This window comes from Kushneria halocnemicola (assembly GCF_965650455.1).
In the GTDB taxonomy this organism is placed as follows: Bacteria; Pseudomonadota; Gammaproteobacteria; order Pseudomonadales; family Halomonadaceae; genus Kushneria.
Window position 1 is genome coordinate 538,994 of the sequence record NZ_OZ287968.1, and the last position, 14,203, is coordinate 553,196.

The following is a 14,203-nucleotide window of genomic DNA, read 5'->3' on the forward strand; positions in this document are numbered from 1 at the left end:
CAGAGGGTACCTTGAGCGATAACGTGACTTACTCCGGTGAGTCGGCGCAGCAGGCGCTTGCATCTCTGCGTCGCCGCCTTGATGACGTGCTGATCAGCGACGCCATGGCGCAGGGACAGCGGCTGAAACGTCTGACCGGCCGCATTCAGCGCGGCCAGCCCGTGGACAAGGCCCTGAACGATATCGAGGCCCGCCTGACGCGTTCAGAGGGGTTTGTGCAGCGGCGTCGCGACCAGCCTGTGACGCTGGAATACCCGCCTGAGCTGCCGGTCGCCGAGCGTCGCGACGACATACTCGAGGCCATTCGCGATCATCAGGTCGTGGTGGTGGCCGGCGAGACCGGCTCCGGCAAGACGACCCAGCTGCCCAAGATGTGTCTGGAGCTGGGGCTCGGGCTGCGCGGTCTGATCGGCCATACCCAGCCGCGCCGTCTGGCCGCGCGCAGCGTGGCGCAGCGTCTGGCCCAGGAAACCAGTACCTCGCTGGGTGGTGTTATCGGTTATCAGGTGCGCTTTACCGACCAGACCGAGGCGACCACTCGGGTCAAGCTGATGACCGACGGGATCCTGCTGGCCGAAACCCAGCATGATCCGCAGCTTTTGCGCTATGACGCGATCATCATCGATGAGGCGCACGAGCGCAGTCTCAACATCGATTTTTTGATGGGCTATCTCAAACGACTGCTGGCGGATCGCCCCGACCTCAAGGTCATCATCACCTCAGCCACCATCGATGTGGACCGCTTTTCGCGTCACTTCGGTCAGCACCATGACGATGGTACCGTCACGCCGGCGCCGGTGATCGAGGTCTCCGGACGGACGTACCCCGTGGAAACGCACTATCGTCCGTTGGTGCGTGATGAGCGCGAGGAAGAGGATCAGACGCTGCAGGAAGGCATTGTGACGGCTGTCGAGGAGATCGGGCGTATCGAGCGCGAAAAGCGCTGGTATACCGGTCCGCGCGATATTTTGATCTTTTTGCCCGGCGAGCGCGAGATCCGTGAGACGGCCGATACGCTGCGCCGCCTCGAGCTAAGGGATACCGAGGTGCTGCCGCTGTATGCGCGTCTTTCCAACAGCGAACAGAACCGGGTGTTTGCCCCGCATACGGGGCGACGCATCGTATTGTCCACCAACGTGGCGGAAACCTCGCTGACGGTGCCCGGTATTCGCTACGTGATCGACCCGGGGCTGGTGCGTATCAGCCGCTACAGCTATCGCGCCAAGGTGCAGCGCCTGCCGATCGAGCCGATCAGCCAGGCCAGTGCCGACCAGCGCCGCGGTCGCTGCGGGCGTATCGCCGAAGGCGTGTGTATTCGTCTCTACAGCGAAGAGGATTACCTGTCGCGCCCGGCCTATACCGAGCCCGAAATTCAGCGAACCAACTTGGCCTCGGTCATTCTCTCCATGCTGTCGCTGGGGCTCGGCGATATCGGTAAATTCCCCTTTGTGGATGTGCCGGACAGTCGCTTCATCAAGGACGGCTTTCGATTGCTTTTTGAGCTGGGGGCCGTGGATGAGCAACAGCATCTGACCAGAACCGGCCGCCAGCTGGCGCGCTTGCCGATCGACCCGCGACTGGCGCGCATGGTGCTGGCGGCCAGCGAGTTCGGCAGCCTGCGCGAGACGCTGATCGTGGTCAGTGCGCTGTCCATTCAGGACCCGCGGGAGCGCCCGGCCGACAAGCGTGAAGCGGCCGATCAGAAACATCGTCAGTGGTTGGACAAGGACTCCGATTTCACGGCCTGGATCAATCTGTGGCAGGGCTTTGAGGCCAGTCGGGCGGAGCTTTCGGCCAATCAGCTGCGGCGCTGGTGTCGCGACAACTATCTGAGCTATCTGCGTCTGCGCGAATGGCACGACACCTATCGCCAGCTCAAGCAGCTGACCCGAGAGCTGTCACTGGTCGAAAACGAGGGCGAGCCCGATATTGCTCGCCTGCATCAGGCGCTTTTGACCGGGCTTTTGTCCAACCTGGGGCTGCACGCCGCCTCGGACAAGGAGCCACGAGAATATCTGGGCGCCCGCAATCGCAAGTTCATGATCCACCCTGGGTCCGGGCTTGCCAAACGCAGGCCCAAATGGATCATGGCCGGCGAAATGGTGGAAACCACGCGATTGTTCGCCCGACAGGTGGCCGGCATCCGTCCGGAGTGGATCGAGCCACTGGCGACGCATCTGACCAAGCGCAGCTACAGCGAGCCACACTGGGAAATGAAGCGTGCCCAGGTGGTGGCGTATGAGCAGGTCACGCTGTTTGGTCTGCCGATCGTTGCCCGACGCAAGGTGCATTACGGCCCCATTGCCCCCGAGGAGTCCCGCGAGCTGTTTATCCGCCATGCGCTGGTGGAAGGGCAGTTCCAGACTCAGGGGGCATTTTTCGAGCACAACCGGGCGCTGATCGAGGAGGTCGAGGACCTCGAGGACCGGGCCCGCCGTCGTGACATCATGGTTGATGAGCAGACGCTGTTTGAATTTTATGATTCCCGCCTGCCGGCCGATATCTACAACGGCAAGAGTTTCGAGCGCTGGCGCCGTCACGCCGAGCAGCATGATGACAGCGTGCTGTTTCTTGACATGGAAACGCTGCTGGCGCGTGAGGCCACTGAGGTCACGGTCGAACAGTATCCCGATACGCTCGAGCTGAGCTATCAGGGCGGCGGCATTCGCTATCCGCTGAGCTATCATTTTGCGCCCAATGAGCCGGATGATGGGGTCACGATCACGGTACCGGCGTCCATGCTCTCTACCCTGCCGGGGGAGCGTCTTGAGTGGCTGGTGCCGGGGCTTCGTCGCGACAAGGTGATTGCGTTGATGAAGTCGCTGCCCAAGCAGTATCGCCGCCAGGTCGTACCGATCCCGGACTGGGCGGATGCCGCGCTGTCGGCCCTGACGCCGGGCAACGTGTCACTGACCTCGGCGCTGGCGGAGTTTTTGCGTCAAAAGACGGGTATCCGGCTCTCATCCGATGAGTGGCGGCCCGAGCAGTTGCCGGTGCATCTGATCATGAATATTCGTGTGGTCAATCATGATGGTCAGGTGCTGGGTGAAGGTCGCGATCTGAACGCCCTGATCGAGCGCTTTGAGCGCGAGGCTGAGGCGGGTACCCGGGCCATGGCGGGTGACGCGCTGTCGCAACAGGGGCTGACGCAGTTTCCGAAAGGCGAGCTGCCGCAATCCCACGTGCGTGATCAGGCCGGCATTCGCGTCGAGGCGTGGCCGGCCCTGGTGGATGAGGGAGAGACGCTGGGGGTGACGCTTTTTGACCATCCCGACAAGGCGTATGAGCAGCATCGTCATGGCATCAAGCGTCTGGCCATGCGCCGTTTGCCGGATCAGGTCCGCTTTCTGGCGCGTGATCTACCCGGCCTTGAGCGCTGCATTCTGCTGTATGCCAACGTGGGGACGCGGCGTGATCTGGTGGATGATTTCATCGAGGCCGTGTTCCTGAAAGTATTCGCCTTCGACCCGCTGCCGCGTGATCAGGCGGCCTTCGAGGCGCGTCTCGAGAGCGAGCGCTCGCGATTGCACGAGACAGCCGAGACGCTGGTGGCACTGTTGGAACGCGTTCTCAAGCGCCATCTTGAGGTCACCAAGGCGCTCAAGGGTCGGGTCGCCTTCAATCTGGCTCTGAGCTGGAGCGATGTTCGCGCCCAGATGCAGCGGCTGGTCTATCCGGGCTTTATCAGCGCGGCAGGCGAGTGGCTGGCGCAGTATCCCCGTTACCTGGAGGCCGCACAGATCCGGCTTGAAAAAGCCCCGCGCGAGGTACGACGCGATCAGCTGGCGATGGAGGAGGTCAACGATTTCCATCGCCGGCTCGAGGAAAGACGCAGCAGAAACGGCGCCACCGCGCTTCAGGATCAGGCGCTGGAAACGTTTGGATGGTGGCTTGAAGAGCTGCGCGTGTCACTGTTTGCCCAGCAGCTGGGAACGCTGGCACCGGTGTCCGGCAAGCGACTGGAGCGCCAGTGGCAGGAGCTTACGGCTTCCTGACTCATGCCTGATGGCCACTGTACTGTACAGTGGCCTGAAATCGGCTGACAATGCGCCGTTTGGGTCCTTTGCGCGCTATCGAAATCGTGCAGCGTCATATGGACGCAACAGGACAGGCGGTTGCCGCAGTAGAATACAATGCAGTCGCCCGGGGCGCTGCAGATGACAAGGGACAGGGTGAATAGATGAAAGCATGGACGAGTATCGCCGCGGCAACCTTTACCTGCGTGACACTTGCGGGCTGTGCCGGCACGCAGACACAGGACGGCAACCCCCAGGACCCCTGGGAGGGGTTCAACCGGGGTGTCTACTCCTTTAACGACACGCTGGATCGCTACGCGCTCAAGCCGGCCGCTCAGGGGTATGACTACGTCACGCCCGAGCCTGTGCAGGAAGGCGTGGGTAATTTCTTCTCCAACCTCGGAGAGATCAGTAACTCGTTTAACAGCCTGCTGCAGTGGAAGCTGACCAACGCGGGCACCTCGCTGGGCCGGCTTTTGATCAACACCACGCTGGGGCTGGGTGGCTTTCTCGATCCGGCGTCGCGCATGGGGATCGATCAGCATGACGAAGACTTTGGCCAGACGCTGGCGGTCTGGGGCGTCGGGTCCGGGCCGTACCTGGTTCTGCCTTTCCTGGGGCCGAGCACCGTACGTGACACGGCCGGTCTGCCGGTAGACTGGTATACCCATCCGACCACCTATATTGATGATGACGTTACGCGCTGGAGCATACGCTTCATCGATCTGGTACAGACGCGCGCATCGCTGCTGGATCAGGAACAGCTGATTCGAGGGGATCGCTACTCGTTCATCCGTGACGCCTACCTGCAGCGCCGGGAGTTTCTGATCAACGACGGCCGCTCCGGTGAAGATCCTTTCGCCAGCGACGATATCGAATTCGATGACAGTGATTTTGCGGAATAAATCCTTCGAACGACCATGGCGGAAAAGCGTTCATGCCTGTCAGTAAAGATAGGATTGCGCTCATCGACCAGCCGGGGGCGCGTCGTGACGCGCTTTACCAGGCCCTTTCAGCGTGTGACCGATTCACGTTGCTGGTCCTTGACGATATCGAAGCGCTCCCCGAGGGCCTTGATGGCCTGATCGTGAATGCGGATATCGCACCGGCGTCCTGCTGGGCCTCGCTGGCTGGGTGCGTGCCGACCGTTGTCATCAGTCAGCGCCGCGATAGTCCAGCGCTGCTGGCGGCGGTGGATGCCGGCGTTATTGATTATCTGGTCGACCCTGTCGGGCATGAGGCGCTCTTGATACGGCTCATGCTCAGGGCCATGGAGCACCGGCGTACTCAGATCGTGGTGCAGCGTGATCGGGACCGTCTGGAGCAGCTCAACGAGCAGCTTCAGACGCATCTGAGCACGCTGCGTACCGATCTTCAGGCCGGCGGGCAGATTCAGCGGCGATTGCAGCCCATGCCCTGTACCCGGCTCAACGGTATCGAAGGCGATTACTGGATGGCGCCGTCGCTCTATCTGTCGGGGGATTTTCTCGACTATCAGGCCCATGGCGAGCGCCACGTTCTATTCTGTTTTGCCGATGTGGCAGGGCATGGCGCCTCGTCTGCCTTTGTGACGGTGCTGCTCAAGGCGCTCTTTCAGCGCTGGCTGTCGCGCTGGAATGCCCGTTTGCCGGAAAATCTACCGGCGAGATGGCTGGCCCGGCTCAATCGGGAGTTGCTGGATACCGGTATCGGCAAGCATGCGGCCATCGTGGTAGGCGTGATCGACTGCCATACGCGCACGCTGCACTATTCTCTGGGCGCTCAGATGCCGATGCCGATTCTGGCCACAAAGGACAGCGTACGACAGCTTGAAGGTGAGGGACCAGCGGTCGGGCTGTTTCCGGACGTTGAATATCCGACCTATCACTGCGAGCTGCCGGATCATTTCCGGCTCTGGCTCTGTTCGGACGGCGTCTTTGACTGTCTGGCAGGCAATAACCTCGAAGAGCGACTTTCTGCACTGTGTGAGCATATCGGCAATGCAGAGAGTATCAGTGATCTGAAATCATCACTGGCTCTGTCCGATGCACTGCCGGATGACATTACCTTTCTTACCCTGAGCGGTTTCAACGATGGATGAAGGACGACTCCAGGCGGCTTTCGAAAAGGGCACCTTTGTGCTCAGACTGACCGGCGATGTGCGCCTGACACTTTGTGCCACCCTGGACCAGCAGGTACAGCCGCTGGCAGAGCTGCCCGGGCTTGAGCGTGTCATCATCGATCTGCGTCAGGTGGTCAACATGGATTCCACGGCGCTGGGGTTTCTGGCCAAGATTGCGCTGGCCGTGCGCCATCGCATTCCCGGCCAGCCGCTGGTGGCCGTTGATCACCCCGACGTCCGGCGCATGCTCGATGTCATGGGATTTCAAAACTATGTGACCATCATCGACATGCCGTGGTCGGAACCTGTCAGCTTCAGCGATATCCCCGCCATGGAAACCAGCGAAGAAGAACTTCGCTCACGTGTCATCGAAGCCCACCGTACGCTGGCGGCCATGAGCGAGCAGAACCGTATCGAGTTCCAGCCGCTCATCGATCTGCTGGAGTCCCAGCGAGAGCACTGATCATGGCAGCCGTGTTCCCGATCGGGAGCAACACGATGCCCATGGTCTGATCTGGAGAACGACTTGCCTATTATCGGGGCCAGACGTCTGGCGTTGCTGGTGGCGGCCAATACGGCGCTGGCACCCTTCGCCATCGATGCCTATCTGCCCGCCATTCCTGCCATTGCCCTGCACATTGACGCCAATATTCATCTGACCGAGCTGTCGATCAGCATTTTTTTGCTGGGGATGGCGCTGGGCCAGCTGATTTTTGGTCCGCTGTCGGATCGAATCGGGCGTAAACCGGTGCTGCTGGGCGGAATTACGATATTCATGCTGTCCAGCCTGCTGCTCACGCAGGTCGATGCGTTCTGGCCGCTCATGGCACTGCGGTTTTTGCAGGCGCTGGGCGGCGGTGCCTGTGTGGTCAATTCACCAGCCATCGTGCGTGACTGCTTTTCGGGTCGAGAAGCGGCGCGTGTCCTTTCAACCATGGTCATGATTTTGATGCTGGCCCCGCTTGTGGCACCCGCCGTTGGCAGCGTGCTGCTGACGCTTGTCGACTGGTGGGCCATATTTCTGTTTCTGGCCCTTTATGCCGTGGCACTGCTGTATCTGATCATGAGGTATCTGCCTGAAACCCGCACGCCGGACCCCGCGGCGCCTCGCGGGGCAGGGCAGGTCCTGCGCAACTACGCACTGGTGCTCAAACATCGCGAGGCGATGGGCTACATTGCGGCCGTATCACTGTCCTTTGCCGGCATGTTCTGCTTTATTACCAGTTCTCCATATGTCTATATGGAATATTACGACGTCTCCAGCCAGCTTTATCCGTTTGTCTTCGGGGCCAATATCATTGTCATGGCACTGTCCAACCGGCTCAACATTCGGCTTCTGGGATGCTATTCGCCACAGCAGTTGCTCAGGCTGGGACTGGGTATTCAGCTGGGGGCCGGCGTTTTGATCGTGGTGTCGGTACTCACCGGGCTGGATGCACTATGGTGGATGGTGCTGCTGATCATGTTTTTTGTCGGCGTGAACGGTCTGATTTCACCCAACGCCGTCTCTTCCATGCTGGATCATTTTCCCGGCATGAGCGCCACGGCCAATGCCGTGCTGGGCAGCATGCAGTTCACGGCAGGCGGACTGGCAGGTGCGTTGGTCAGCGGGCTTCAGATGGCGAGCATCTGGCCGATGGTACTGGGCATGGTGGGCGCAAGCCTTTGCGCCAATACGCTCTTGCGCGTACTGACACCGTCTGTGCGTACAGCGCAGAGGACGCCGTAAGCAAGCGCCGCCCAAGGTCTGCAGGCCATCGCGGTGTCTTATACTGGTATTCAAGAGGCTGACATGAAAAGCGACCCCGAGCAGGATCAGCATCACTTTCCCTATCATCTGATACTGACCTTTGCCTCACTGGTCATCATCGTGACAGGCCTCAAGCTGGGTGCCGGTCTGTTTATCCCGGTGCTGCTGTCGCTGTTTATTGCGATTTTGTGCTCTCGCCCGGTCAAGTGGCTCCACGGACGTGGTTTCAGCGTTAATCTGTCGATTCTTTGTGTGCTGCTGGTTGTGGCGCTGGCAAGTTCTCTTCTGATCTGGCTGGTAACGGCGCGTCTGGGAGATCTGGTCAATCAGCTCCCGGCGCTGGAGCAGTCCCTGAGCGAGCACTATGCAGGCCTTTTGCAGTGGTTTGATGCGCTGGGGCTGCCGTTTGACGCCCGGGCGCTGCAGGAGGCGCTTGATCCGGGCATGCTCATGGATTCGCTGCCATCGCTTCTGGGCGGTATCGGCAATTTCATTACCCAGCTTGGCATCATCGTCATTTTGATCATCTTTATTCTGTATGAAACGCTGGATTTCCCCTACAAGCTGTCTCAGGCCATCAAGCAGCCCCATGGTAGCCTTGCGCGCTTTACTCAGTTTTCCAGAACGCTACAGCGCTATCTGTTGGTCAAAACGGTCATCAGTGCCATCACCGGCGCGCTTATTGCTGCCTGCTGTCTGATTCTTCAGGTCGAGTTCGCGCTGCTCTGGGGGGTGCTGGGCTTTTTCCTTAATTTCATTCCCAACATTGGCTCGATCATAGCCGCAGTGCCGGCGGTACTTTTGACCCTGATCATGCCGGAGGGCGGTGCCGTCAAGGCGGCCATCCTGAGTGGTGCCTATGTCACAATCAATTTTGTGCTGGGCAATCTTATCGAGCCGCGCATCATGGGTCAGACGCTGGGGATGTCGACGCTGGCGGCTTTTATGTCGCTGGTGTTCTGGGGCTGGCTTTTCGGTCCGGTGGGGCTTTTCCTGTCGGTTCCTTTGACCATGTCGCTCAAGATCTTGCTCGATAGCCATCCTGACACGCGATGGCTCTCAATATTGCTGGGCCCCAATCGGGAGCGACGTCGGCGTGCAAAAGAAGGGATGCCCTCGGAAGAGTAGGGGGTGTCGGAGAACGGCGATTATCAGCAGGCAGCAGGCGAAAAAAGAGAAACGTCGGGCATAAAAAAACGCTCCCCATCGGGGAGCGTTTTAGTAGATAGCGTGGGGCAGGATCAGGCGTTTTGATCGATGAACTGAACCAGCTGTGTCTTGGACTGGGCACCGACCAGTGAAGCAACCTTGGTGCCATCCTTGAACATCATGACGGTCGGTACACCACGCACGCCCTGCTCGGCAGCAATGTCCTGGGCATCGTCAACGTTGATGCTGACGACCTTGAGTTCGCCCGACTTCTCCTCTGCCACTTCGTCGACGACCGGGGCCATCATCTTGCAGGGACCGCACCAGGGGGCCCAGAACTTCAGCAGTACAGGCTTGTCAGACTGCATGACTTCCTGGTCGAAATTGGCGCTGGTAACGTCAACATTATTAGCCATGATTTACTCCAGTGATTGCATGTACAGGCTGTATACAACGGATGGTAGCGGGTACCAGGGGGTGAGGCAAATGTGTCTCTGCGATGGTACCCATTGAACGAAGCGATCAGGGTCGCGCTTTCGTTCAGAAAAACGCATACCGGATACCCATGCTCAACAACAGCAGCGTGAGCATAACGCGCAGTAGATTGTCCGGCAGATATTTCGAAAGCCATGCCCCCAGATGGATGGCGGGTACGGAGCCGACCAGCAGGGCCAGCAGCAGCGCAAAGTCGACATTGCCCAGCAATAGATGCCCGCCGCCGGCCACAAGTGTCAGCGGCACGGCGTGGGCGATGTCGGTGCCCACGATGCGACCCGAAGTAAAGAAGGGGTAGAGCAGCATCAAAACGGCCGTGCCAAAGACACCGGCGCCTACCGAGGACAGCGTTACGCACACACCCAGTACCACGCCTGACACCAGCGTCAGAGGGGTCACATGTCGATTGACCCAGCGATCTCCCTGACCGGTCCAGCGCTGCAGCGGCGTCTTGAAGATCAGCACCACGGCGGTAAGGATCAGCATGATGCCCAGTGTGGTCGTGATCAGCCCGCTGTAGTCGTGCGCGCCGGTAAAGAAGTGGTTGAGCAGGAAAACGGTCAAAATCGCTGCGGGCACACTGCCGGCAGACAGGCGCAGCATCACCTTCCAGTCGATATGCCCCTGTTTCTGGTGACTGAAGATACCGCTGATCTTGGTAAAAGCGGCATACAAAAGATCCGTACCCACAGCGATATGCGGGGGAAACCCGAAGGTCAGGAGAATGGGGGTCATCAGTGAACCGCCGCCAATGCCAGAAAGCCCTACCGCGATGCCGACACCTGCGCCGGCCAGTACATAAAGCAGAAAATCGATCAATGACATGCTGGATCCCGTGGCGTTGGCAAGTGCTTTGCGCTGCAGGAATCTAGGGATATTTTTTTATTCTGAAAAGGAATGATTGTTCATTATTTTAGACCCTGATAGCATTAGCAGGCGATTTCGCGTCCCTTTTTACCCGGTTTCGGGCTCGCTTTGCAGGAGGTTAATGCCTTGAAACTTCAGCAGCTTCGTTATATCTGGGAAGTTTCCCGGCATAATCTGAACGTCTCTGCCACGGCACAGAGCCTTTTTACGTCGCAGCCCGGAATTTCCAAACAGATACGCCTGCTGGAAGACGAGCTGGGCGTCGAGATATTTGCACGAAGCGGCAAACACCTGACCCGAATTACACCGGCCGGAAAACCCATCGTGGAGCTTGCCGGTGAGGTGCTTCGCAAGGTGGATGATATCCGCCATGTGGCGCAGGAGTTCAGTGATGATCGTCGTGGCAGCCTATCGATTGCCACTACTCATACCCAGGCGCGTTATGCGTTGCCTGCCGTCATCAGCGGGTTTACCCGGCGCTATCCGGATGTGGCACTGCACATGCAGCAGGGGACGCCGCGTCAGATCGCTCAAATGGTCTGTGAAGGCATGGCGGATTTTGCCATCTGTACGGAATCGCTGGATCTTTTCAATGATCTGGTCCTGCTGCCCTGCTATCGCTGGAACCGGTGTGTGCTGGTACCGAAGGGGCATCCGCTCGAGGGCACGCGCAACCTGACGCTTGAGTCGCTCGGCGAGCATCCGCTGGTGACCTACACCTTTGGCTTTACGGGCCGTTCCCAGCTTGACGATGCCTTCAAATCCCACGGAATCACGCCCAACGTGGTACTGACAGCGGCTGATTCCGATGTCATCAAGACCTATGTTCGACTGGGGCTGGGCGTGGGCATTGTCGCTCACATGGCCGTCGACCCGGTGGCGGATCACGACCTTGTGGCGATCGATGCCAGCCATCTGTTTGAAAGTTCGGTGACACGAATCGGCATCCGCCGCGGGACGTTCATGCGCAACTACATGTTCGATTTTATCCATGAGTTTGCCGCCCACCTTGATCGCGACACGGTCGAGGCGGCGCTGGAATCAAGCCCGCACGCTGAAAACGCGCTGTTTGAGAATACCGAGCTGCCCGTCAGGTAGCCAAACGGGTTCATGAATATAAAAAAGGCTCGCCATGGTCATTGGCGAGCCTTTTTTATGGCCATATGCCGTGTTCGAGTGCCAACTGCTCAGTGTTGCAGATGGAGCCCGCATTCGCGGGTTTCTTCACCCTTGGTCGGATCAAAGTAATCAAAGTTGTTGGGCAGGTCATGCCTGACCAGATAGTCGTGCATGTCCTTGCTGCTCCAGTGCAGTACGGGAGCGACCTTGATCAAACCGTCCTGATTGATACTGACCGGCTGCATCTGCGCGCGGGTAGCGGTGTCGGAGGCGCGTAGTGCCGTAAACCAGACGCCCGGGCTGGTCTCGCGCAGGGCGCGCTCAAAGGGCTCGAGCTTGACCTCTTTTGTAAACGCTTCGTGGCGAGGATCATCCAGGGCGGGTGTCGGCCCGTCGACGGCTTCACGATGCGCGCGTGAGCGCAGCGGGACGTAGATGATGCGATTGAGACCGAGCTTTTGGCTCACCTCATCGGCAAACTGATAGGTCGCGGGAGTGTTATAACCGGAGTCCATCCAGACGATGGGGATGTCGGGACGAACCTGCGACACCATATGCAAAATGACGGCTTCGAAAGGACGAAAATTCGTGGTGCAGATGGGGCGCTTGTCGAGCGACAGGGCCCATTCCACCAGCGCTTGAGGATCGTTGCCCAGCCTTGCATTGATCTCATCGATATCCAGCGACATTCGGCATCTCCGTTATCAACAGTAGATGGCCCTTCAAGGGCCGTTTGGCAGGCACGATAGCAAATCCGCCAGACTCATCCCCAATACCGTTTGGTTTGAAGTTTAGAAGTCCTGCCCCGTGCCCTGTACGCCAAGCTGACGAGTGGCTGCCAGGGGCGTGACACGAGGTGGTTCACCTTCAGGCCATTCAACGTGCGCTTTGATGGCATATACCTCCTTGAGGCGCTCCTCGGTAAGTACCGTCTCGGGCGCGCCAACGGCACGCACGACACCGCCTGCTCCCATCAGCCACATGTGCCGCGAAAAACGCGCTGCCAGGCTCAGATCATGAATGGCAATGATGATGATCATCTGTTGCTCACGCGCCAGAGCAACCAGCCATTCGAGCACCTGTAGCTGATGGTGCAGATCGAGCGCGCTGGTCGGCTCATCAAGCATGAGCACTCTGGGTTCTCTGACCACGGCCTGGGCGATGGCGACACGCTGGCGCTGGCCACCGGAGAGCTGGCCAAGGTCGCGCTCGGCATACTGCTCGAGCTCCAGGGTCTGCAGGGTGTGCTGGACGCGTTTCAGATCCTGTTGCCGGTCGGACTGATGGGTCGTGCGTCGAGCCAGCAACACGGCTTCGAACACGCTGAGCGCAGCCCGAGAGGTAATGTCCTGAGGCAGGTAATAGATCCGCCCGGCCCGCTGGGCGATATCGAGCGTGTTCAGCGCCGTATCATCAAGGCTGATATGCCCGGTCGATTTTTCGATGCCGGCGATGGATTTCAAAAGTGTGGACTTGCCGGCCCCGTTGGGGCCGATCAGGGCGGTCAGCTCGCCCGGCTGCGCTTCCAGACCGCTGACATCATTTAGAATCTGCGTACGTCCGAAACGTACCGACAGTGAGTCAACCCTGAGGCTCATCCCCATACCTCGCGACGGCTTTTAAGAATCAGGGAAACAAAAAACGGCAGACCGATCAGTGCCGTAATGATGCCTACGGGCAACAGCACACCAGGAATCAGTGTCTTGGACACAATGGAGGTCAGCGACATTAAAAGGGCGCCGGTGAGCGCTGACATGGGTAGAAAGACGCGCTGATCTTCTCCGACCAGCATACGGGCGATATGCGGCCCCACCAGGCCGATAAAGCCGATGATGCCGACAAAGGCCACGGCTGTGGCAGCCAGCAGCGAACTGCAAAGCAAAACGGTCAGGCGCAGACGGCCGACGTTGACGCCCAGCGCCCGTGCCTGTAGATCGCCCATGCGAAGCGCTGTCAGGCGCCAGCCGGCAACAAAGAAGATGGGTAGCGTGATCAAAAGGGCGGCGGTCACGATACCGATCTTCGACCAGCTGGCACGCGACAGTGACCCCAGCGACCAGAACACCAGCTGCTGCAGGGATTCTGCCGAGGCCACATACTGCAAAATGCCCAGAGTGGCGTTGAAAAAGAACATCAGGGCGATGCCCATCAGCACCATGGTCTGCACGCTGACGCCGCGCAGGCGACTGACCAGCCAGATCAAAAGCGAGGCAATCATGGCCATGATAAAGGCGTTGAGTGTGGTCAGCAGTTCGCTGGCGGCCGGGAAAAGCGATACCCCCAGCACGATGGCAAGCGCCGCCCCGAAGCTCGCTGCCGCCGAAATGCCCAGCGTGAAGGGGTCGGCCAGTGGGTTGTTGAGAATGGTCTGCATCTCGGCGCCGGCACAGGCCAGCGACATGCCGACCATGATGGCCATCAGCGCCACCGGCAGGCGTATCTCCCAGACAATGACTGCAATGGCGCGAGGGGCGTCGTCCGGTGACACGATGGCACGGAGGATGTCACCGAGTCCGTATTGACCCGGGCCGGTCGCTACGTCAACAACCAGTGAGCAAAGCGTCAGCACCGCTGTAATGGCCAGTAGCCAGTAGTGTCGCCGCCGCCGCTGAAGATATTTATCGATACTGGTGTCTGTAGTAGGGGCGGTGACTGTCATGTAGGGCTACCAGCGCTCATCGGCATTCTCTTGCGGCGGGCAGCAGT

At 59.4% G+C, this 14,203-nt stretch carries 12 protein-coding genes; 7 read left to right on the top strand and 5 right to left on the bottom strand.

The window, feature by feature from the left end:
• The first annotated feature begins 11 nt into the window (after positions 1-11).
• From hrpA to ACS92L_RS02340, 6 genes are all read left to right on the top strand, one after another.
• Positions 12-3,995 (top strand): ATP-dependent RNA helicase HrpA, encoded by a 3,984-nt coding sequence (hrpA, locus tag ACS92L_RS02315; protein ID WP_438766730.1) that lies wholly within the window; start codon positions 12-14, stop codon positions 3,993-3,995.
• A 185-nt stretch (positions 3,996-4,180) separates the two neighbouring features.
• Positions 4,181-4,921, top strand: coding sequence for an MlaA family lipoprotein (locus ACS92L_RS02320; protein WP_438766731.1), 741 nt, complete (start codon positions 4,181-4,183; stop codon positions 4,919-4,921).
• A gap of 32 nt (positions 4,922-4,953) precedes the next feature.
• Entirely contained in the window at positions 4,954-6,096 is a 1,143-nt protein-coding gene (locus ACS92L_RS02325; protein ID WP_438766732.1) for a PP2C family protein-serine/threonine phosphatase, read from the top strand.
• Entirely contained in the window at positions 6,089-6,580 is a 492-nt protein-coding gene (locus ACS92L_RS02330) for an STAS domain-containing protein (protein WP_438766734.1), read from the top strand. The genes ACS92L_RS02325 and ACS92L_RS02330 overlap by 8 nt, the downstream gene beginning before the upstream one ends.
• A 63-nt stretch (positions 6,581-6,643) precedes the next feature.
• Positions 6,644-7,846, top strand: a complete 1,203-nt coding sequence (locus ACS92L_RS02335; RefSeq protein ID WP_438766735.1) for a Bcr/CflA family multidrug efflux MFS transporter — start codon at positions 6,644-6,646, stop codon at positions 7,844-7,846.
• A gap of 63 nt (positions 7,847-7,909) precedes the next feature.
• On the top strand, positions 7,910-8,995 hold the full coding sequence (locus ACS92L_RS02340; RefSeq protein ID WP_438766736.1) for an AI-2E family transporter: 1,086 nt from the start codon (positions 7,910-7,912) through the stop codon (positions 8,993-8,995).
• Positions 8,996-9,108: 113 nt separating this feature from the next.
• Here ACS92L_RS02340 and trxA read toward each other — a convergent pair whose 3' ends face one another.
• Positions 9,109-9,432 (bottom strand): thioredoxin, encoded by a 324-nt coding sequence (gene trxA, locus ACS92L_RS02345; RefSeq protein ID WP_438766737.1) that lies wholly within the window; start codon positions 9,430-9,432, stop codon positions 9,109-9,111.
• Between the two features lie 124 nt (positions 9,433-9,556).
• Positions 9,557-10,336 carry a sulfite exporter TauE/SafE family protein gene (locus tag ACS92L_RS02350; RefSeq protein ID WP_438766738.1) on the bottom strand — a complete coding sequence of 260 codons (780 nt, stop codon included), beginning with the start codon at positions 10,334-10,336 and terminating at the stop codon, positions 9,557-9,559.
• A 168-nt stretch (positions 10,337-10,504) separates the two neighbouring features.
• Here ACS92L_RS02350 and cysB point away from each other — a divergent pair, with 168 nt between their 5' ends.
• Positions 10,505-11,476: an HTH-type transcriptional regulator CysB gene (cysB, locus tag ACS92L_RS02355; RefSeq protein ID WP_438766739.1), complete on the top strand. Its 972-nt coding sequence runs from the start codon at positions 10,505-10,507 to the stop codon at positions 11,474-11,476.
• An 89-nt stretch (positions 11,477-11,565) separates the two neighbouring features.
• Here the strand turns inward: cysB and ACS92L_RS02360 are convergent, their stop codons facing one another.
• The 3 genes from ACS92L_RS02360 to ACS92L_RS02370 form a co-directional block, all read right to left on the bottom strand.
• Positions 11,566-12,186, bottom strand: coding sequence for a phosphoadenosine phosphosulfate reductase domain-containing protein (locus ACS92L_RS02360; protein ID WP_438766741.1), 621 nt, complete (start codon positions 12,184-12,186; stop codon positions 11,566-11,568).
• 102 nt (positions 12,187-12,288) lie between these two features.
• Positions 12,289-13,095 (bottom strand): ABC transporter ATP-binding protein, encoded by an 807-nt coding sequence (locus ACS92L_RS02365; RefSeq protein ID WP_438766743.1) that lies wholly within the window; start codon positions 13,093-13,095, stop codon positions 12,289-12,291.
• Complete coding sequence (locus ACS92L_RS02370; protein ID WP_438766745.1) at positions 13,092-14,156, bottom strand: FecCD family ABC transporter permease; 1,065 nt, start codon at positions 14,154-14,156, stop codon at positions 13,092-13,094. The genes ACS92L_RS02365 and ACS92L_RS02370 overlap by 4 nt, the downstream gene beginning before the upstream one ends.
• Positions 14,157-14,203 lie beyond the last annotated feature (47 nt).

Coding starts and splice junctions, on each gene's coding strand:
- trxA (WP_438766737.1), bottom strand. CDS start 9,432: ATGGCTAATAATGTTGACGTTACCAGCGCCAATTTCGACCAGGAAGTC.
- ACS92L_RS02365 (WP_438766743.1), bottom strand. CDS start 13,095: ATGAGCCTCAGGGTTGACTCACTGTCGGTACGTTTCGGACGTACGCAG.
- ACS92L_RS02320 (WP_438766731.1), top strand. CDS start 4,181: ATGAAAGCATGGACGAGTATCGCCGCGGCAACCTTTACCTGCGTGACA.
- ACS92L_RS02370 (WP_438766745.1), bottom strand. CDS start 14,156: ATGACAGTCACCGCCCCTACTACAGACACCAGTATCGATAAATATCTT.
- ACS92L_RS02340 (WP_438766736.1), top strand. CDS start 7,910: ATGAAAAGCGACCCCGAGCAGGATCAGCATCACTTTCCCTATCATCTG.
- ACS92L_RS02360 (WP_438766741.1), bottom strand. CDS start 12,186: ATGTCGCTGGATATCGATGAGATCAATGCAAGGCTGGGCAACGATCCT.
- ACS92L_RS02350 (WP_438766738.1), bottom strand. CDS start 10,336: ATGTCATTGATCGATTTTCTGCTTTATGTACTGGCCGGCGCAGGTGTC.
- ACS92L_RS02330 (WP_438766734.1), top strand. CDS start 6,089: ATGGATGAAGGACGACTCCAGGCGGCTTTCGAAAAGGGCACCTTTGTG.
- ACS92L_RS02325 (WP_438766732.1), top strand. CDS start 4,954: ATGCCTGTCAGTAAAGATAGGATTGCGCTCATCGACCAGCCGGGGGCG.